The 18,565-nt window shown below is 59.4% G+C and carries 18 protein-coding genes; 4 read left to right on the forward strand and 14 right to left on the reverse strand.

Annotated features, from left to right (window positions below):
• Positions 1–74 precede the first annotated feature (74 nt).
• The 8 genes from HBO23_RS02375 to HBO23_RS02410 form a co-directional block, all read right to left on the reverse strand.
• Entirely contained in the window at positions 75–809 is a 735-nt protein-coding gene (locus HBO23_RS02375; protein ID WP_017137029.1) for an amino acid ABC transporter ATP-binding protein, read from the reverse strand.
• Positions 806–1,477, reverse strand: a complete 672-nt coding sequence (locus tag HBO23_RS02380; RefSeq protein WP_017137030.1) for an ABC transporter permease subunit — start codon at positions 1,475–1,477, stop codon at positions 806–808. The genes HBO23_RS02375 and HBO23_RS02380 overlap by 4 nt, the downstream gene beginning before the upstream one ends.
• Positions 1,477–2,223, reverse strand: a complete 747-nt coding sequence (locus tag HBO23_RS02385; protein WP_099548514.1) for an amino acid ABC transporter permease — start codon at positions 2,221–2,223, stop codon at positions 1,477–1,479. Before HBO23_RS02385 ends, HBO23_RS02380 begins: the two co-directional genes overlap by 1 nt.
• Positions 2,224–2,417: 194 nt before the next feature.
• Positions 2,418–3,344, reverse strand: a complete 927-nt coding sequence (locus tag HBO23_RS02390) for a glutamate/aspartate ABC transporter substrate-binding protein (RefSeq protein WP_058421600.1) — start codon at positions 3,342–3,344, stop codon at positions 2,418–2,420.
• A gap of 488 nt (positions 3,345–3,832) precedes the next feature.
• A complete protein-coding gene (glpD, locus tag HBO23_RS02395) occupies positions 3,833–5,371 on the reverse strand; it encodes a glycerol-3-phosphate dehydrogenase (RefSeq protein WP_017137033.1) in 1,539 nt (512 codons plus the stop codon).
• Between the two features lie 286 nt (positions 5,372–5,657).
• Positions 5,658–6,413, reverse strand: a complete 756-nt coding sequence (locus tag HBO23_RS02400; RefSeq protein ID WP_010212755.1) for a DeoR/GlpR family transcriptional regulator — start codon at positions 6,411–6,413, stop codon at positions 5,658–5,660.
• Positions 6,414–6,508: 95 nt separating this feature from the next.
• Positions 6,509–8,014, reverse strand: a complete 1,506-nt coding sequence (gene glpK, locus HBO23_RS02405) for a glycerol kinase GlpK (protein ID WP_017137034.1) — start codon at positions 8,012–8,014, stop codon at positions 6,509–6,511.
• A 77-nt stretch (positions 8,015–8,091) separates the two neighbouring features.
• Positions 8,092–8,949: an MIP/aquaporin family protein gene (locus HBO23_RS02410; protein WP_026013709.1), complete on the reverse strand. Its 858-nt coding sequence runs from the start codon at positions 8,947–8,949 to the stop codon at positions 8,092–8,094.
• A gap of 325 nt (positions 8,950–9,274) precedes the next feature.
• Between HBO23_RS02410 and ybaK the strand changes: the two genes are divergently transcribed.
• On the forward strand, positions 9,275–9,745 hold the full coding sequence (gene ybaK, locus HBO23_RS02415; RefSeq protein ID WP_017137036.1) for a Cys-tRNA(Pro) deacylase: 471 nt from the start codon (positions 9,275–9,277) through the stop codon (positions 9,743–9,745).
• 142 nt (positions 9,746–9,887) lie between these two features.
• Here the strand turns inward: ybaK and HBO23_RS02420 are convergent, their stop codons facing one another.
• Positions 9,888–10,997, reverse strand: a complete 1,110-nt coding sequence (locus HBO23_RS02420) for an ABC transporter ATP-binding protein (RefSeq protein WP_099548516.1) — start codon at positions 10,995–10,997, stop codon at positions 9,888–9,890.
• Positions 10,994–11,914 carry an ornithine carbamoyltransferase gene (gene argF, locus HBO23_RS02425; RefSeq protein WP_069786197.1) on the reverse strand — a complete coding sequence of 307 codons (921 nt, stop codon included), beginning with the start codon at positions 11,912–11,914 and terminating at the stop codon, positions 10,994–10,996. Before argF ends, HBO23_RS02420 begins: the two co-directional genes overlap by 4 nt.
• 422 nt (positions 11,915–12,336) lie before the next feature.
• Here argF and HBO23_RS02430 point away from each other — a divergent pair, with 422 nt between their 5' ends.
• Both HBO23_RS02430 and grxD read left to right on the forward strand, forming a co-directional pair.
• A complete protein-coding gene (locus HBO23_RS02430) occupies positions 12,337–14,445 on the forward strand; it encodes a molybdopterin oxidoreductase family protein (RefSeq protein ID WP_170036379.1) in 2,109 nt (702 codons plus the stop codon).
• Positions 14,446–14,529: 84 nt separating this feature from the next.
• Positions 14,530–14,868 carry a Grx4 family monothiol glutaredoxin gene (gene grxD / locus HBO23_RS02435; RefSeq protein WP_058421605.1) on the forward strand — a complete coding sequence of 113 codons (339 nt, stop codon included), beginning with the start codon at positions 14,530–14,532 and terminating at the stop codon, positions 14,866–14,868.
• 132 nt (positions 14,869–15,000) lie between these two features.
• On the opposite strand, the gene bfr is transcribed toward grxD, so the two are convergent.
• The gene (gene bfr / locus HBO23_RS02440) at positions 15,001–15,471 is read right to left on the reverse strand and encodes a bacterioferritin (protein WP_017137040.1); all 471 of its coding nucleotides are present in this window, start codon (positions 15,469–15,471) and stop codon (positions 15,001–15,003) included.
• A gap of 201 nt (positions 15,472–15,672) precedes the next feature.
• Positions 15,673–15,891: a bacterioferritin-associated ferredoxin gene (locus tag HBO23_RS02445; RefSeq protein ID WP_010564137.1), complete on the reverse strand. Its 219-nt coding sequence runs from the start codon at positions 15,889–15,891 to the stop codon at positions 15,673–15,675.
• A 243-nt stretch (positions 15,892–16,134) separates the two neighbouring features.
• Here HBO23_RS02445 and HBO23_RS02450 point away from each other — a divergent pair, with 243 nt between their 5' ends.
• The gene (locus tag HBO23_RS02450) at positions 16,135–16,737 is read left to right on the forward strand and encodes a peroxiredoxin (RefSeq protein WP_003172097.1); all 603 of its coding nucleotides are present in this window, start codon (positions 16,135–16,137) and stop codon (positions 16,735–16,737) included.
• Between the two features lie 112 nt (positions 16,738–16,849).
• Here HBO23_RS02450 and rnt read toward each other — a convergent pair whose 3' ends face one another.
• The gene (rnt, locus tag HBO23_RS02455; protein WP_017137041.1) at positions 16,850–17,521 is read right to left on the reverse strand and encodes a ribonuclease T; all 672 of its coding nucleotides are present in this window, start codon (positions 17,519–17,521) and stop codon (positions 16,850–16,852) included.
• On the reverse strand, positions 17,518–18,564 hold the full coding sequence (gene pyrC, locus HBO23_RS02460; RefSeq protein WP_017137042.1) for a dihydroorotase: 1,047 nt from the start codon (positions 18,562–18,564) through the stop codon (positions 17,518–17,520). Before pyrC ends, rnt begins: the two co-directional genes overlap by 4 nt.
• Position 18,565: the final 1 nt, after the last annotated feature.

Below are 18,565 nucleotides of genomic sequence, written 5' to 3' on the forward strand. Positions count from 1 at the left end.
CGCAGGCAAGCCAGCTCCCACACAAGCCGTCTTCCACACAAGCCCGGTTCCCACAGGGAGAAAAGTGCTGCTTTTTAGTGCTGCAGGATTTTCTCAAGGAAGTGCTGCGCGCGTTCGGAGCGGGCGCTGATATCGCCGAAGAACTCCTCTTTCGGGCAGTCTTCGATGATCTTGCCGGCGTCCATGAAGATCACTCGGTCGGCCACTTTGCGCGCGAAGCCCATTTCGTGGGTCACGCACATCATGGTCATGCCTTCGTGGGCCAGTTGCACCATCACGTCGAGCACTTCGTTAACCATCTCCGGGTCGAGCGCCGAGGTCGGTTCGTCGAACAGCATGACGATCGGGTCCATGGCCAGGGCGCGGGCAATGGCCACACGTTGTTGCTGGCCGCCGGAGAGCTGGCCAGGATGCTTGTGGGCGTGCGCCGACAGGCCCACACGGTCAAGCAACTGCAGGCCCTTCTTGGTGGCTTCTTCCTTGCTGCGGCCCAGCACTTTGATCTGTGCGATGGTCAGGTTTTCGGTGATGGTCAGGTGCGGGAACAGCTCGAAGTGCTGGAACACCATGCCCACGCGCGAGCGCAGTTTGGGCAGGTTGGTCTTCGGGTCGGCGATGGAGGTGCCGTCGACCACGATGTCGCCCTTCTGGAACGGTTCCAGCGCGTTGACGCACTTGATCAGGGTGGATTTGCCCGAACCCGATGGGCCGCACACCACGATCACTTCGCCTTTTTTGACATCAGTGCTGCAATCGGTCAGCACCTGGAAGTCGCCATACCACTTGTTGATGTTCTTGATAGAGATCATACGGCAAACCTTTTTTGCAGACGCTTGACCAGCAGCGAGGCGGAAAAGCTGATGATGAAGTAGACGACACCGGCGAAGATCAGGAACTCATTGGAGCGGCCGATGATGTCGCCGTTGGAGCGGGCGGAGTTGAGGAAGTCCACCAGGCCCACGGTGTAGACCAGCGAGGTGTCCTGGAACAGGATGATCGACTGTTGCAGCAGCAACGGGGTCATCTTGCGGAAAGCCTGGGGCAGGATGATCAGACGCATGGTCTGGCCATAGGTCATGCCCATTGCCTGGGCTGCGCCCATCTGGCCCTTGGGGATCGACTGCACGCCGGCCCGCACGATTTCACAGAAGTACGCAGCTTCGAACATCATGAAGGCCACGACGCAGGAAGTGAACGCGCCGATCGGGGTGTCTTCGCCGGTGATCCAGCGCAGCACGAACGGCACCGCCAGGTAGAACCAGGTGATCACCAGCAGCAGCGGGATCGAGCGGAAGTAGTTCACGTAGGCGCCGGCCAGGCGCGACAGCAGTTTGCTGGACGACAGGCGCATCAGCGCCAGGACCGTACCCAGTGCGATGCCGCCGACCACGCCCATGACCATCAACTGCAAGGTCATGACCATGCCGTTCCACAGGCCCGGAATGGCGGGGATGATACCGCTGAAATCGAAGTCCATTATTTACCCCCCACGGAGATCAGGCCGGGCACCGCGACTTTCTTCTCGATCACGCGCATCAGCAACATCAGGCTCATGTTCAAGGTGAAGTAGATCAACGTGGCCAGGGTGAAGGCTTCAAACAGGTTGGCCGAAAACTCGGCAGTCTGTTTGGTTTGCGCCAGCAGTTCCATCAAGCCGATCAAGGACGCCACGGAGGAGTTCTTGAACACGTTGAGGAATTCGGAGGTAAGCGGCGGAATGATGATGCGGTAGGCCTGGGGCAGCAGCACGTTCCAGTAGATCTGTGGCAGCTTGAAGCCCATGGCACGCGCCGCAGCTTCCTGGCCACGTGGCAGCGCCTGGATGCCGGTACGCACTTGTTCGCACACACGGGCGGCGGTGAACAGGCCCAGGCACACGACAACGCTCAGGTAGGCCGAGGTGGTCGGGTTGAGGTCCTGTTTGTACCAGTCCTGCAGGTTCTGCGGCAGCATATCGGGCACCAGGAAGTACCAGATAAACAGCTGCACCAGCAGCGGCACGTTACGAAACAGCTCGACGTAGCAGGTCGCGATGCCCGCTACGATGCGGTTTGGCACGGTGCGCATGACCCCCAGAATGGAGCCAAGCAACAAGGCGATAATCCATGCCACGACAGCGATGGCGATGGTCCAGCCCAAGCCGGCGATGTACCAGTCGAGATAAGTCTCGCTGCCAACGCCAGTGGACTTGAAGAACACGCCCCAGTCCCAGTTGTAATTCATTAGGGTCTCCCCTCGAGATCGATCGATGTACAAGCACCCGCTTGGGGAAGATCCTTTCCCGCCTGACGGTGAACGCCAGGCACACGCGATCGGCTCGAAAACCGCCAGGTCGAGTGTTCCACATTAATGCCAGCAGGTAGTAACAGACGCCTGAGGGAGGGTTGGCTCCCTCAGGACATAAGCTTAGTCAGGTATCAGATTTTTACGTCAGGGGCTGGCTTGTCGCTTGGGTTGGCGATCAGCTCCTTAACCTTTTCGCTCATCGGGAAGTTCAGGTTCAGGCCTTTTGGTGGGATCGGGCTCTCGAACCATTTGCTGTAGATCTTGTTGATCTCGCCGGATTTGTACAGGGCAACGATGGCGTCATCCACGGCTTTCTTGAAGGCCGGATCGTCTTTACGCACCATGCACGCGTAGGCTTCGAAGGACTGTGGAGTACCGGTGATGACCCAGTCGTCCGGCTTCTTGGCCTTGGCTTCTTCGCCGGCCAGCAGGGCGTCGTCCATCATGAACGCGACGGCACGGCCGCTTTCGAGCATCTGGAAGGATTCGCCGTGGTCTTTGGCCGAGATAACGTTCATGCCCATCTGCTTGTCGGCGTTCATCGCTTTGATGATGCGCTCGGACGTGGTGCCAGCGGTGGTCACGACGTTTTTGCCTTTCAGGTCGGCAAAGTCAGCGTAGGACGGCTTGCCATCCTTGTCCTTCTTGACCAGCAGACGGGTGCCGATTTCGAAGATGTTGACGGTGAAATCAACTTGCTGGGCGCGTTCGGCGTTGTTGGTGGTGGAGCCGCACTCAAGGTCCGCAGTGCCGTTCTGGATCAGCGGGATACGAGTCTGCGAAGTCACCAGGTTGTATTTGGCCTTCAGATCGGGCTTGTTCAGGTCTTTTTTCAGGGCTTCAACTACAGCCAACTGAACGTCGTGGGAGTAGCCCACGGGTTTGCCCGAGCCATCCGCGATGTAGGAAAACGGAATGGAGCTGTCGCGGTGAGCGAGGGTGATGGTGCCGGAGTCGTTGATTTTCTTCAGTGTGCCGGTGAGTTCGGCGGCGAAAACTGGAGTGCTGATCAGAGCAGCAGCGATAGCTGCGCCCAGGATATGGGGAACGATGCGCATCAATACTTCCTCGACATTTGTTTTTTTTATGAAGCCGGCTAAGCGACTCTCTTTGTACTGCGAATGCCCATGACGGCTCCTAAGGCGCCTCAGGCAATCGTCAGGGAGTGTAGAGCATGAGTCGTGCCATACCAGAAATAAAAGGTTATTTGATTGATTTATAAGGAGATTAAGTTTGTGTTACGAGGGATTTGTAACGGTTTGGTCCGGCAAACCGAATGGGGTGGGGTGTGGCGTTCGGAAAACCGAATGGTCAGCAAGGTATTCCGAGCCAGGCTTTTTGTGGGAGCTGGCTTGCCCCGCGATGCCTGCACCTCGGTCTTTGATTGAACCGAGGTGATGCAATCGCAGGCACCGGCGGCCTATCCGGTGCTGCTGGGCTCGGCCTTCAGTGTGATTCGCGACATGGGCCTGCGCTATGCCAGGACACACCCCATAAAAAAGCCCCTGGACCTTGCGGTACAGGGGCTTCTCGTCACTGCCTGCGATCAGGCTGCTTCAATCTTCGCGCGGTTTTGCTCGACCTTGGACAGGTAGCGCTGCACGTTTTCCTGCTCTTGCGGTGTGGTGAACAAGCCCAGCTTGGTCCGGCGCCACAGCACGTCCTGCGGTTGCGTCACCCATTCTTCGGCGCACAGGTAATCGACTTCGCGGGTGTACAGGCCGCCACCCAGGTGTTCGCCCAAGTCAGCAAGCGATTGCACGCCTTCGAGCAAGCGCCAGGTACGGCTGCCGTACGTGGTGGACCAACGGCGTGCGATCTCGCTTGGCACCCAGTCAAATTTGGCGCGAATCGCTTCGGCCAAGGCTTCTGGCGTAGTCATGTTCTCGCCGCCCGGCAGGCTCGCCGTGGCGGTCCAGCTTGGGCGCATTTGCGTGAAAAACGGCGCCAGTTGCGCCATCGCCGATTCGGCCAGCTTGCGGTAGGTGGTCAACTTGCCACCGAACACCGACAGGATCGGCGCTTCACCGTTACCGCCAGACAGCGACAGGGTGTAGTCGCGGGTGATGGCCGACGGGTTGTCCGATTCGTCGTTGCACAACGGGCGCACGCCGGAGTAGGTGTGCACGATGTCGTCGCGGCTCAACTGCTTCTTGAAGTGCGCGTTGACCACTTTGAGCATGTAGTCGGTTTCACCTTCGGTAATCGCAACCTTCGCTGGGTCACCGGTGTACTCACGGTCGGTGGTGCCGATGATGGTCAGGTGGTTCAGGTACGGAATCGTGAAGACGATGCGCTGATCTTCGTTCTGCAGGATGTGCGCGTGCGCACCTTCGTAGAGTTTCGGCACGATCAAGTGGCTGCCCTGGATCAGGCGGATGCCGTAAGGCGAGTCCAGCTTCAGGTCTTCCTTGATGAACTTGGCGACCCACGGGCCGGCGGCGTTCACCAAGGCGCGGGCGCGGATCGAGAACAGGCTGCCATCGGCGCGTTCCATGTTCATTTCCCACATGCCGTTGCTGCGATGTGCGCTGATGCAACGGGTCTGGGTGTGGATATGCGCGCCTTTTTCACGGGCGGCCATGGCATTGAGTACCACCAGGCGGGCGTCATCAACCCAGCAGTCGGAGTATTCGAAGCCTTTGGTGATTTCACTTTTCAACGGGCTGTCGGGGCCGAACTTAAGGCTCTTGGAACCGGCGAGTTTCTCGCGCTTGCCCAAGTGGTCGTACAGGAACAGGCCCGCGCGAATCATCCACGCCGGGCGCAGGTGCGGGCGGTGCGGCAATACAAAGCGCATCTGCTTGACGATGTGCGGGGCCTTGGCCAGCAGCACCTCACGTTCGGCCAGAGCCTCGCGCACCAGGCGGAATTCGTAATGTTCGAGGTAGCGCAGGCCGCCGTGGATCAGCTTGCTGCTGGCGGAAGATGTGTGGCTGGCCAAGTCGTCCTTTTCGCAAAGGAATACCGACAAACCGCGCCCGGCTGCGTCTGCTGCAATGCCGACGCCATTGATTCCGCCGCCAATTACGGCAACGTCATAGACTTCGGCAAGCGGTGGAGCAGGCAAGGTGGAAGGGTTCATCGGCTGGCCTCGCGATCTTTTCGTCTTGGAATTCGAACATTAATGTTCATTTGCGAAAATGGTAGCTGATAAACGCGCACACAGCCACCCGACTTCGATTGAAAAAACTCATCGAAGGGCTGAAAAGGGAAGAATTGTGAACATGAGCCAAGGAAAGGCTCGAGAGAGGGGGGTTGGATATATCGCCATCGCGGGCAAGCCCGGCTCCCACAGTTGATCGTGTACCTGCATGAGAATGCGGTCAACTGTGGGAGCGGGCTTGCCCGCGATGGCGCCAGTCCAGGCGCTAAACCACTTCCAGCCTGACTTTGTGCTGGTTCAACAACTGCACCAACGCCGGCACCGGCTGCTGGTCGGTCACCAGACAGTCCACCAGACTGATCGGCCCCAAGCGAATCATGGCATTGCGCCCGAATTTACTTGAGTCGGCCGCCAGGATCACCTGGCGTGCATTGGCGATGATCGCCTGGGAAACCCTGACTTCCTGATAGTCAAAGTCCAGCAGGCTGCCGTCTTCATCAATGCCACTGATGCCGACCAACGCAAAGTCGACCTTGAACTGGTTGATAAAGTCGACACTCGCCTGGCCCACCACACCGCCGTCACGGCGCACGTTGCCGCCGGTCAACAGCACATCGAAGTCGTCCTTGGCACTGAGCATGGTGGCAACGTTGAGGTTGTTGGTGATGATTTTCAGGTGGTTGTGATTGAGCAGCGCACGCGCGATGGATTCGGTGGTGGTGCCGATATTGATGAACAGCGAGGCGTGATCAGGGATTTGCGCGGCAATGGCTTCGCCGATGCGTTGTTTCTCATCGCGCATCTGGTCGGCACGCATGGCGTACGCGGTGTTCTCGACACTGGAGTCATAGGCCGCGCCGCCGTGGTAGCGGCGCAGCAGGTTGGCGTCCGCCAGTTGGTTGATATCGCGGCGGATGGTTTGCGGGGTGACAACGAATAGCTGCGCCATCTCCTCGATACTGACGTAGCCGCGTTCGCGCACCAGTTCGAGAATTTGTTGTTGGCGGGGAGGCAGATTCATGGGGCGTCCTTTGGGCTGCCATACAAAAGTGGCCCATGATGCCGCAGCAATCGACTCCCCGCCAGTTACAACCCGATTTGGGTCCGACGGTTGGCTTATTCAGCGCCTTCGTGTGGTTCCCAGTCGCGGGTGCGGCTGACTGCTTTTTGCCAGCCGGCGTAGAGCTTCTCTTTGGCGGCTTCATCAAGCTGTGGTTCGAATTCGCGCTCGATGACGGCCTTGCCACGCAGCTCATCCAGGCTGCCCCAGAAACCACAGGCCAGGCCTGCCAGGTACGCGGCGCCGAGTGCCGTGGTTTCGCGCATTTGCGGGCGCTCGACCTGGGTGCCGAGGATATCGGCCTGGAACTGCATCAGGAAGTTGTTGGCCACCGCGCCGCCGTCCACACGCAGGGCTTTGAGGCGTTCGCCAGAGTCCTGTTGCATGGCGTCCAGCACGTCGCGGGTCTGGTAGGCAATCGACTCCAGGGCGGCACGGATAATGTGATCCACGCGCACGCCACGGGTCAGGCCGAACAGCGCGCCACGGGCATACGGGTCCCAGTACGGAGCGCCCAGGCCGGTGAAGGCTGGCACCAGGTACACGCCGTTGCTGTCCTTGACCTTGCCGGCGAAGTATTCGGTGTCGGTGGCGTCGGCGATGATTTTCAGCTCGTCACGCAGCCATTGCACGGTGGAGCCACCGTTGAAGACCGCGCCTTCGAGGGCGTAAGCCACTTCGCCACGTGGGCCGCAAGCGATGGTGGTGAGCATGCCGTGCTTGGATTTCACCGCCTTGTCGCCGGTGTTCATCAGCAGGAAGCAACCGGTGCCATAGGTGTTCTTGGCCTGGCCGGCTTCTACGCACATCTGGCCGAACAGCGCCGCTTGCTGGTCACCGGCAATACCGCCGATGGCGATGCCGCTTTTGGTGCGGCCGTAGATTTCCGAGGAGGACTTGACTTCCGGCAGCATTTCGCGCGGCACGTCGAGAATCTCCAGCATCTTCGCATCCCACTCCAGGGTGTGGATGTTGAAGAGCATGGTGCGCGAGGCGTTGGTGTAGTCGGTGACGTGGGTCTTGCCGCCGGTAAATTTCCAGATCAGCCAGCTGTCGACGGTGCCGAACAGCAGTTCGCCATTGCGCGCACGCTCGCGGCTGCCTTCGACGTTGTCGAGGATCCACTTGAGCTTGGTGCCGGAGAAGTACGGGTCGGTGACCAGGCCGGTGGTGTCACTGATGTATTGCTCGTGGCCATCGCGCTTGAGCTGCTGGCAGATCTCGGTGCTGCGGCGGCACTGCCACACGATCGCGTTGTAGATCGGGCGGCCGGTGATCTTGTCCCAGACCACGGTGGTTTCACGCTGGTTGGTGATACCGATGGCAGCAACCTGGTCATGGTGCAGGCCGGCTTGTGCCAGGGCCTCGACCATTACCGCGCTCTGGGTGGCGAAAATTTCCATCGGGTCATGTTCGACCCAGCCGGCTTGCGGGTAATGCTGAGCGAATTCACGCTGGGCGGTGCAGACCACGTTGGCGTCACGATCGAAGATGATCGCCCGCGAACTGGTGGTGCCCTGATCGAGGGCAATGATGTAGTTCTTATTCTGAATGTCGGTCATGTCAATTGCCTTGGACGAAATAAGGAAGTCAGAAATCAGCCTGGGCCGCGAAGGGCAGGGGCACCAGGCCGGCGCTTTCAGGAAATACGAGTCTTGCCGGTGACAGCCGTGTCAGGTGTTTCTTCAGCTATAGCAGGTGCGGCGCTCGGCAAGTGGCGGGCAATCAGCCCGCGATAAGCCGCTGCGCCGAGGCAGGCGCCGACAATCGGCGCGAAAATCGGTACCAGGAAGTAAGGAATATCGCGGCCGCCAGTAAAGGCCATTTCACCCCAGCCGGCGAAAAAGGTCATCAGCTTGGGGCCGAAATCACGCGCCGGGTTCATCGCAAAGCCGGTCAGCGGGCCCATGGCACTGCCGATAACTGCAATCAGCAGGCCGATTAACAGCGGGGCCAACGGGCCGCGGGGCAGGCCATTGTTATCGTCGGTCAGGGCCATGATCACGCCCATCAGGATGGCGGTGATGACCATTTCCACCAGGAATGCCTGGGCCGTGCTCAGCAGCGCGTGCGGGTAGGTGGAGAACACCGACGCCAATTCCAGGCTGGCCTGAGAGCCGCGAATCATGTGGTGAGTTTGTTCGTAATCGAAAAAGAGGTTGCTGTACAGCGTGTAAACCAACGCCGCCGAGCAGAACGCGCCGGCGATTTGCGCGAGGATATAGAAGGGCAGTTTGCGTTTTTCGAAATCGGCAAAAATGCACAGCGCGATACTTACCGCCGGGTTGAGGTGCGCCCCGGAAATACCGGCGCTCAGGTAGATCGCCATGCTCACGCCGACCCCCCAGATAATACTGATTTCCCACAGCCCGAAGCTGGCACCCGCGACCTTGAGCGCAGCGACACATCCTGTACCGAAGAAGATCAGAAGCGCAGTCCCCAGGAATTCGGCCATGCATTGGCTCGAAAGTGAAGGCTGTTGAAGAGCAGTAGTCATGGCAAACCTCGATTGTTGTTCTTGTTGGCGCACAGCCTCAACGGACCGTTGCGCGATTTTCACCGTAATCAGGATCCCCATCCTGACTGCAGCTTCCCGCTGGAACACTGGAGCACTATTCCTACAGTATTCGGAAACGAAAAAATATAGACAAGAATGACCGCTGTCAAAGGTCGAAAGTGAACCATTGGTCATTTTCGAACTATTGGTCTGGTGAATGATCACGGGTTAGGCTGCAAGCGCGCATGGCGGGAGGGGCGCACTAGAGCGTTTTGCGCAGGCTTGGCCTAGAATTGGCGATCTTTCTGCCGCGCCCGGAGTAGTCATGACACCCGCACTGGACCTGTTGAAAAAAGTTCGCGCCGAACATCGCATCCACAGTTACGAGCACGACCCCAAGGCAGCGTCCTATGGCCTGGAGGCCGCGGAAAAATTGGGGCTCGACCCGGCGCAGGTGTTCAAGACCTTGCTGGCCAGCAGTGAGAAAGGTGAATTGTTGGTGGCGGTGGTGCCGGTCGTCGGAAGTCTGGACCTGAAGGCGCTGGCCCATGCGGCCGGCGTTAAAAAAGCCGAGATGGCCGATCCGGTCGCGGCGCAGCGCTCTACCGGTTACCTGTTGGGCGGCATCAGCCCGTTGGGGCAGAAGAAGCGTTTGCGCACATTTATTGATGAGACCGCGCAACAGTTTGCGACGATTCATGTGAGCGCAGGCAGGAGGGGGTTAGAAGTGGAACTGGCCGCAGCGGTGCTGGCCGAGCATACCCAGGCCAAATTTGCGCCGATTGGGCGGGGCTGAAACTCACTTCTGAATGCACTGAAAATCTAATGTGGGAGCTGGCTTGCCTGCGATGCAGACACCTCGGTCTGTCAGTTGAACCGAGGTGATGCCATCGCAGGCAAGCCAGCTCCCACATTTTTTACCCGGTTTAGTCTGTTGCTCAGTGGGCGGCGCTGTAACGTCGCACGCCGGATTCAACTTGAGGAATCTGCGCCGCCGTGCTGCCCGATGCCTGAAACAACACCAGATGCTCCGCCGCCACCCGAATCCCCACCTGCGCACCCACCTGATGGTCTGCATGGCTGGGGAAAATCGACTCCAGCTGTGCACCGGTCGGCAGTTGCAAGCGGTACAAGGTCGAAGCGCCGAGGAAAGTCTTGCCGACAATCCGCGCTTTTAACGCGCTGTCGGGTGCGTAAACGATGTCATCCGGACGTAGCAACACATCCACCGCGCCACCCGTTGGCCAGGTGTAGGCACGGTTGCCACGCAAGTCACCCAGTTCGGTGCTGACCGATTCCGGCGAACTCAATTGCCCGCGAATGAAGTAACCCTGGCCGATAAAGCTGGCGACATAAGGGGTTTGCGGTTCGTGGTAGAGGTTGTAGGGCGTGTCCCACTGCTCAAGACGGCCCTCTTTGAATACGCCCACGTGATCACTCACGGCGAAGGCTTCTTCCTGATCATGGGTGACCAGAATCGCGCTGGTGCCGCGCGCCTTGAGAATGTCGCGTACTTCATGGCTGAGCTTGCGCCGCAGTTCACCGTCGAGGTTGGAGAAAGGTTCATCGAGCAGCAACAGTTGCGGTTCCGGCGCCAAGGCGCGGGCGAGGGCGACGCGTTGTTGCTGGCCGCCGGAAAGTTCGTGGGGGAAACGCTTGCCGAGGTTTTTCAGGTTGACCAGTTCCAGCAGTTCGCCAACCACGCGGTCTTTTTGCGGGTGCTTGCGAATGCCGAAGGCGATGTTGTCGGCCACGCTCAAATGCGGAAACAGCGCGTAGTCCTGAAACACCATGCCAATGCGACGTTTCTCCGGCGCCAGGGTGAACCCGGCACTGGAGATTACTTCACCGGCCAGGCTGATCTCACCTTCATGCACCGGCTCAAACCCGGCGATCGCGCGCAAAGTGGTGGTTTTTCCGCAACCCGAGGAGCCCAGCAGGCAGCCGATGTCACCGGCGTTGAGGTGCAGGTTGAGGTGCTGCACCACGCGTTGATCTTGATAGCCGCATGCCAGATTGCGCAGGTTCAGCAGTAATGGCTGGCTCATGCGTGGTGGTACGACGGCGGGACGAGGAACTCGAGCAGCGCCTTTTGCGCATGCAGGCGGTTCTCAGCCTGGTCCCACGCCACCGAACGCTCATCGTCGAGCAGGTCGAGGCTGATTTCTTCGCCCCGGTGCGCGGGCAGGCAGTGCATGAACAGCACGTCTGGCGCGGCCAGGTCGAGCAGGGCACGGGTCACCTGGAACGGCGCGAACAGCGCCAGGCGCTTGGCGGTTTCTTCTTCCTGGCCCATGGAGGTCCACACGTCGGTGCTCACCAGATGCGCGCCGATGACCGCGTCACGCGGGTCACGCACCACGGTCACGCGATCGCCGGCCTGGGCCAGGAAACGTGCATCCGGCTCGTAGCCTTCGGGGCAGGCAACGCGCAGTTGGAAGTCGAACTGGATCGCCGCTTCTATATAGCTGTTGCACATGTTGTTGCCGTCGCCGATCCAGGCCACGGTCTTGCCCTGGATCGAACCACGGTGTTCAAGGAAGGTTTGCATGTCGGCCAGCAACTGGCACGGGTGCAGGTCATCGGACAGGCCGTTGATCACCGGTACACGGGAGTTGGCGGAAAATTCGGTCACGGTGCTGTGGGCAAAGGTGCGGATCATCACCGCATCGAGCATGCGCGACATCACGCGGGCAGCGTCGGCGATCGGTTCGCCGCGGCCCAGTTGGGTGTCACGCGAGGACAGGAAGATGGCTTGACCACCCAGCTGGATCATGCCGGCTTCGAACGACACGCGGGTGCGGGTCGACGACTTCTCGAAAATCATCCCGAGCACACGGTTTTTCAAAGGCTCGAACAGTACGCCGCGGTTACGCAGGTCTTTAAGCTCAATGCCTCGACGGATCACGCTGACCAGCTCTTCGGGCGTGCAATCCATCAGGGAGAGAAAGTGCCTTGCGCTCATCATTAACTACCTTTTTGCAACAGACCGCAGATACTCAAAGCCTTGTTTATTGTGACAACGGGCGAGACCTGCGGCGAAAGCCGCACGGGGCGACGAAATAGGGGAAGGCGCGATCTTATAATTAAATGTCGCGTCTTACCAATAGGGCTACAGTTTTTAAGGGTGTTCAAGAGGGGCGCCGGAGCGCTTTTGAAGACTGATTCCTGACAGCAGCGCCCCATTTGTACACTGGCGCCAAGACCTTTTGCAATGTGTGGGGCGGGCCTGGAGCGGGTTGTGTCGGTTTCGGAGCGCCTATGCAAAGATTTGAAACACTTGCCCATGGCCTGGCCTGATGCCCCTCGATTCACAGAACGAACGTTGCTGGTGCGCGTTCAGGTGTCGGGCCATAGTTGGGCCAAAGCCCAATAAAGAGACTGGCCATGACCAAGACTCTCCACCACCGTGCCTGCCATCTGTGTGAAGCCATCTGCGGCCTGACCCTGGAAACCACCCAGGCGGACGACGGCAGCCTGGCGATCACCTCTATCAAGGGCGACCCGCTGGACGCGTTCAGCCGCGGACATATTTGCCCAAAAGCCGTGGCGCTGCAGGATATTCAGAACGACCCCGACCGCCTGCACCAGCCCATGCTGCGAGTGGGCAGCGACTGGCAGCCGATCACGTGGGACGAGGCCTTTGCACTGGTAGCCGAACGCCTCGCAGGCATCCAGGCCCGGCACGGGCAGAACGCGGTGGCGGTGTATCAGGGCAACCCCAGCGTGCATAACTACGGGTTGATGACCCACAGCAACTACTTCCTTGGCCTGCTGAAGACGCGCAATCGGTTTTCCGCCACCTCGGTGGACCAGTTGCCCCATCACCTCACCAGCCACCTGATGTACGGCCATGGCTTGTTGCTGCCGATTCCGGATATCGACCACACCGATTTCATGCTGATCCTGGGCGGCAACCCGCTGGCGTCCAACGGCAGCATCATGACCGTGCCCGATGTGGAGAAACGCCTCAAGGCCATCCAGGCCCGCGGCGGCAAAGTGGTGGTGGTTGACCCCCGGCGCAGCGAGACGGCGGCGATTGCCGATCAGCATGTGTTCGTGCGGCCCGGTGGCGACGCGGCGCTGCTGTTCGGGCTGCTCAACACCTTGCTCAGCGAAAACCTGACCCGCGACAGCCATTTGCCGATTGCTGGCCTGGAGGATGTGCGCCAGGCGATCGCCGGGTTTACCGCCGAAGCCATGAGCCGCCAGTGTGCGGTGCCGGCCGAGCAGATCCGCCAGTTGGCGCGGGACTTTGCGGCGGCGGACAAGGCCGTGTGCTACGGGCGCATGGGCGTATCGACCCAGGCCTTCGGCACGCTGTGCCATTGGCTGGTGCAATTGATCAATCTGGTCACGGGCAACCTCGACCGTGTCGGCGGCGCCTTGTGCACCACGCCGGCGGTGGATCTGGTGGCCTCCACTGGCGGCGGGCACTTCAATCGCTGGCAAAGCCGGGTGTCCGGGCGGCCGGAGTACGGTGGCGAGTTGCCCGTTTCGGCCCTGGCCGAAGAAATGCTCACCGAAGGCGAAGGGCAGATCCGCGCCCTGGTGACGGTGGCCGGAAACCCGGTGCTGTCCACGCCTAACGGTCGCCAACTGGAGAAGGCCCTGGACGGTTTGGAGTTCATGGTCAGCGTCGACCTGTATATCAACGAAACCACGCGCTATGCCGACCTGATCTTGCCGTCCACCTCAGCGTTGGAAAACGATCACTACGACACCACGTTCAATATGTTCGCAGTGCGTAACGTCACCCGCTTCAATCGCGCGATCCTGCCCAAGCCGGCCGGCGCGTTGCATGATTGGGAGATCTTTGTCGGCTTGGCCAAGGCCTTCGCTGCGCACACTGGCGTCGTGCTCAAGCCGACCATGGCGCCGGCACAGATGATCGACTTTGGCTTGCGTGCCGGGGTCTATGGCGATGCGTCCGAGCACAAACTGTCGGTGGCCATGCTCGCCGATCATCCCCATGGCGTGGACCTGGGGCCGCTCAAACCCAACTTGGCCGCACGCTTGAAAACCGCCGACGGCCACGTGCAGGCAGCGCCTGCGGTGATCCTGGCAGACCTGGCGCGCTTTGCGGCCCAGCCGGTGCCAATGGTCAATGAGCTGTTACTGATCGGCCGTCGGCATGTACGCAGCAACAATTCCTGGATGCATAACTATCACCGCCTGGTGAAGGGCAAGCCGCGCCATCAACTGCATATGCATCCCGACGACCTTGCCAGCCGACAATTGAGTGATGGGCAGTGGGTGCGCGTCAGCTCACGCGTTGGCGAGATCGAAGTGGAAGTGGTGGCCAGCCTGGACATGATGCCTGGCGTGGTCAGCCTGCCACACGGCTGGGGCCACGGTCGTCCAGGCGTGCGCATGACCATCGCCAGTGGGCAGCCTGGGGCCAGTGCCAATGACCTGACCGACGAGCGGCAATTGGATGAATTGTCTGGAAACGCCGCGCTCAATGGCGTGCCGGTGCAGGTGGCCGCCGCATAAGGCCCGAGCACTGCGCTGGAATTTTGCGTTACAATGCGCCACCGTGCCGACCTGTGAGTCGCAAAGTTCCAGCCGAGGTGTTCCATGGATATCATCGAAACGATCAAAGAGCAGATTGCCAATAACACCATTCTGCTTTACATGAAGGGCGCCCCGAACGCTCCTCAGTGCGGTTTCTCCGCGAAGGCTTCCCAGGCCATCATGGCGTGCGGCGAGAAATTCGCTTACGTGGATATCCTGCAAAACCCGGAAATCCGCGCCAACCTGCCGAAGTACGCCAACTGGCCAACTTTCCCCCAACTGTGGGTAGCCGGTGAGCTGGTCGGCGGTAGCGATATCATCACTGAGATGGCTGCTGACGGTTCGCTGCAAGCGCTGATCAAAGAAGCAGCGGTAAACGCGGCGGCCAAGACTGACGCTTGACCCGAATGCAATAAAAAGCCCCGCTTCTCGAAAGAGAGCGGGGCTTTTTTGTGATCGTTCCCACGCTCCGTGTGGGAATGCATCCTGTGACGCTCTGCGTCACCATGCTCAAGTGGGAACGATCTTCAGCGCTTATTCACCCATCTGCGATTGCAGGTAGTTTTCCAGGCTGACTTTAACGATCAAGCCCAGCTGGGTTTCCAGCCAGTCGATATGTTCTTCCTGATCTTCCAGGATATCTTCCAGCAGCTCACGGCTGCCGAAGTCGCCTTTGGTTTCGCAGTGAGCGATGGCGGCCTTGAGGTCGCTGTGGCTCTTCTGCTCGAACTTCAGGTCGCTGCTGATCATCTCCTGGGTGTGCTCGCCGATGTTCAGCTTGCCCAGGTCCTGTACGTTCGGCAGCCCTTCCAGGAACAGGATGCGCTTGATCAGCGCGTCTGCGTCCTTCATGGCCTTGATCGATTCTTTGTATTCACGCTTGCCGAGCTTTTCCAGGCCCCAATCGTCATACATGCGCGCATGCAGAAAGTACTGATTGATCGCGACCAGTTCATTGGCAAGGATTTTGTTGAGTTGCTGGATGACTGAGATGTCGCCTTTCATGACTGGGGTCCTGCCCTGTAATAGCTGTGTATAGGGCGGAGTTTGAGCGGCGAAATCCCTAGTGTCAAACCTAAGTTATTGAATAATAAATGAAAATTAATCGGAATAAGAATGTTTGTGTTCCGCGTCTTGACGCTAACTAATTGAATTACGGGCATAAAAAAACCGGACATTAAGTCCGGTTCTTCAAAACACGCCTATTTAAGCGTGTGTAAATTCTGCTGAGTAGGGGAGTGCGGCCTGGGCTGTTTGCAGCTGCGTCAGGGTTTCCCGTACCACTTGCTTGGCGAGGCAAGCACATTTGCCGCACTGGCTGGCAACGCCGGTGGTTTCACGTACTTCCTTGTAGCTGCAGCAACCTTCATAGATTGCTTCGCGGATTTGTCCGTCGGTGACGCCAGTGCAGAGGCAGACATACATAAGGGAGAACCATCGCGGGTTTAAGGCTTAAGTGCGATGGATCTTAATGTTAACGAGAATGATTGTCAAAGTAGATTCACAGGGTATTGCCAGGTACCTGCGGCGCGCTGACGAACGGTTTTTTCAGTGTATGATGGTCGGTCTTCACGAAGCGTGACCGCGTCACAGGCCTGTCGCTTAACTGCGCCAGACTTGGGCTGGTCCTTTTACTTCAATCGTCACCCTTACATCAGGAGATACCCAATGAGCGTACTCGTCGGCAAACAAGCCCCGGATTTCGACGTACCTGCCGTCCTCGGCAATGGCGAAATCGTAGACAGCTTCAAACTGTCTGAAGCCATCAAAGGCAAATACGGCCTGGTGTTCTTCTACCCGCTGGACTTCACCTTCGTGTGCCCGTCGGAGCTGATCGCTCTGGACCACCGCATGGACGATTTCAAGGCGCGCAATGTTGAAGTGGTAGCCGTTTCCATCGACTCCCATTTCACCCACAACGCCTGGCGCAACACCGCCATCAATGATGGCGGCATCGGCAAAGTCAAATACACCATGGCTGCCGACATGAAGCACGACATTGCCAAGGCCTACGACGTTGAGTCCGAAGGCGGCGTGGCGTTCCGTGGCGCGTTCCTGATCGACGACAAGGGCGTTGTACGCTCGCAGATCATCAACGACCTGCCGCTGGGCCGTAACATGGAAGAGCTGATCCGTCTGGTTGACGCCCTGCAATTCCACGAAGAGCACGGCGAAGTCTGCCCTGCCAACTGGAAAAAAGGCGACAAAGGCATGAACGCTTCGCCAGAAGGCGTTGCGGCTTACCTGACCGAGAACGCTGGCAAGCTGTAAGCCTCGTTTCAGGTACAAAAAAACCGGCCTGTGAGGGCCGGTTTTTTTATGCACTGCATTATTGACTCTGTGGCGAGCAAGCTCCCTCGCCACAACCACAAAGGCGTCAGCCTCAGTCGTTGAAGTCTTCCCAGCCGCCCATTTGCTTCCACCGATTGACGATGCCGCAGAACAGCTCGGCAGTCTTCTCGGTGTCGTAGCGTGCCGAGTGGGCCTCACGACCGTCAAAGTCGATACCGGCCGCCTGGCAGGCCTTTGCCAGCACGGTCTGGCCGTAAGCCAGGCCCGCAAGCGTGGCGGTGTCAAAGCTGGAGAACGGGTGAAACGGGTTGCGCTTCATGTCCAACCGCGTCACGGCAGCATTCAGGAAGCCCAGGTCGAAGCTGCTGTTATGGCCCACCAGGATCGCGCGTTTGCAGCCATTGGCCTTCAACGCTTTACGCACACCACGGAAGATATCGGTCAGCGCCGCTTCTTCACTCACGGCCATGCGCAGTGGGTGATCGAGCTTGATGCCGGTGAACTCCAGGGCTGCAGCTTCGATATTCGCGCCTTCAAACGGCTCCACACGGAAGAAGTGGGTGTGTTCCGGGAACACAAAACCCTGTTCATCCATGCCGATCGTGGTCGCGGCGATTTCCAGCAATGCGTCGGTGGCGCAGTTGAAACCACCGGTTTCTACGTCGATGACAACCGGCAGATAACCGCGAAACCGCTCGGCCATCGGGTGGCGGGAGCCGCCACCACTGTGCTCGTGTTCGTCGTCGTAATGGTCTTCACTCACTTGCTTTCCTCCAGCAGGCGCCAGCGCAGTGTTTCACCGGCGCGCAGCGGGATAACAGTCAGCTCGCCAAACGGCAGGCTGGCAGGGGCGGTCCAGTCTTCACGAACCAGGGTAATGCGGTCGGTATTCGCCGGCAGGCCGTAGAAGCGCGGGCCGTTGAGGCTGGCGAAGGCTTCGAGCTTGTCCAGGGCGTTGCGCTGTTCAAACGCTTCGGCATACAGCTCGATGGCGGCATACGCGGTGTAGCAACCGGCACAGCCGCACGCAGCTTCTTTGGCGTGCTGGGCGTGGGGCGCCGAGTCGGTGCCGAGGAAGAACTTCGGGCTGCCGCTGGTAGCGGCGTCCAGCAGGGCCACCTGGTGGGTGTTGCGCTTGAGGATCGGCAGGCAATAGAAGTGCGGCCGAATCCCGCCCACCAGCATGTGGTTGCGGTTGTAGAGCAGGTGATGCGCGGTGATGGTCGCGCCGACGTTGGCCGAAGCCTCGTTGACGAACTGCACGGCGTCGGCGGTGGTGATGTGTTCGAACACGACCTTGAGGGTCGGGAACAGCTCGACCACGCGGCGCATATGCTCGTCGATGAAGATCTTTTCACGATCAAACACATCCACATCGCCACGGGTGACTTCACCGTGGATCAGCAGCGGCATGCCGACTTCAGCCATGGCTTCGATTGCCGGCAGGATCTTGTCGATACTGGTCACGCCGGAGTCGGAGTTGGTGGTCGCGCCCGCCGGGTACAACTTGGCGGCGTACACAAAACCGCTGGCCTTGGCCTCGCGGATTTCGGCAGGCTGGGTACGGTCGGTGAGGTAGAGCACCATCAACGGTTCGAAGCGGCTGCCGGCCGGGCGCGCAGCGAGGATACGCTGGCGATAGGCATCGGCTTGCTCGGCATTACGCACCGGAGGTACCAGGTTAGGCATGATAATCGCGCGGCCAAACGTGCGCGCTACATCGGCCACGGTTTGGGGTAACGCAGCACCATCGCGAAGATGAATATGCCAGTCGTCGGGACGCAGCAGGGTCAGGCGGTCGGACATT

Source organism: Pseudomonas sp. WS 5532 (genome assembly GCF_012985445.1).
In the GTDB taxonomy this organism is placed as follows: domain Bacteria; phylum Pseudomonadota; class Gammaproteobacteria; order Pseudomonadales; family Pseudomonadaceae; genus Aquipseudomonas; species Aquipseudomonas edaphica.

What these genes read in the sequence shown, in the direction of transcription:
- HBO23_RS02375 (WP_017137029.1), bottom strand. Translation starts at nt 809, where the DNA reads ATGATCTCTATCAAGAACATCAACAAGTGGTATGGCGACTTCCAGGTG.
- HBO23_RS02380 (WP_017137030.1), bottom strand. Translation starts at nt 1,477, where the DNA reads ATGGACTTCGATTTCAGCGGTATCATCCCCGCCATTCCGGGCCTGTGG.
- HBO23_RS02385 (WP_099548514.1), bottom strand. Translation starts at nt 2,223, where the DNA reads ATGAATTACAACTGGGACTGGGGCGTGTTCTTCAAGTCCACTGGCGTT.
- HBO23_RS02390 (WP_058421600.1), bottom strand. Translation starts at nt 3,344, where the DNA reads ATGCGCATCGTTCCCCATATCCTGGGCGCAGCTATCGCTGCTGCTCTG.
- glpD (WP_017137033.1), bottom strand. Translation starts at nt 5,371, where the DNA reads ATGAACCCTTCCACCTTGCCTGCTCCACCGCTTGCCGAAGTCTATGAC.
- HBO23_RS02400 (WP_010212755.1), bottom strand. Translation starts at nt 6,413, where the DNA reads ATGAATCTGCCTCCCCGCCAACAACAAATTCTCGAACTGGTGCGCGAA.
- glpK (WP_017137034.1), bottom strand. Translation starts at nt 8,014, where the DNA reads ATGACCGACATTCAGAATAAGAACTACATCATTGCCCTCGATCAGGGC.
- HBO23_RS02410 (WP_026013709.1), bottom strand. Translation starts at nt 8,949, where the DNA reads ATGACTACTGCTCTTCAACAGCCTTCACTTTCGAGCCAATGCATGGCC.
- ybaK (WP_017137036.1), top strand. Translation starts at nt 9,275, where the DNA reads ATGACACCCGCACTGGACCTGTTGAAAAAAGTTCGCGCCGAACATCGC.
- HBO23_RS02420 (WP_099548516.1), bottom strand. Translation starts at nt 10,997, where the DNA reads ATGAGCCAGCCATTACTGCTGAACCTGCGCAATCTGGCATGCGGCTAT.
- argF (WP_069786197.1), bottom strand. Translation starts at nt 11,914, where the DNA reads ATGAGCGCAAGGCACTTTCTCTCCCTGATGGATTGCACGCCCGAAGAG.
- HBO23_RS02430 (WP_170036379.1), top strand. Translation starts at nt 12,337, where the DNA reads ATGACCAAGACTCTCCACCACCGTGCCTGCCATCTGTGTGAAGCCATC.
- grxD (WP_058421605.1), top strand. Translation starts at nt 14,530, where the DNA reads ATGGATATCATCGAAACGATCAAAGAGCAGATTGCCAATAACACCATT.
- bfr (WP_017137040.1), bottom strand. Translation starts at nt 15,471, where the DNA reads ATGAAAGGCGACATCTCAGTCATCCAGCAACTCAACAAAATCCTTGCC.
- HBO23_RS02445 (WP_010564137.1), bottom strand. Translation starts at nt 15,891, where the DNA reads ATGTATGTCTGCCTCTGCACTGGCGTCACCGACGGACAAATCCGCGAA.
- HBO23_RS02450 (WP_003172097.1), top strand. Translation starts at nt 16,135, where the DNA reads ATGAGCGTACTCGTCGGCAAACAAGCCCCGGATTTCGACGTACCTGCC.
- pyrC (WP_017137042.1), bottom strand. Translation starts at nt 18,564, where the DNA reads ATGTCCGACCGCCTGACCCTGCTGCGTCCCGACGACTGGCATATTCAT.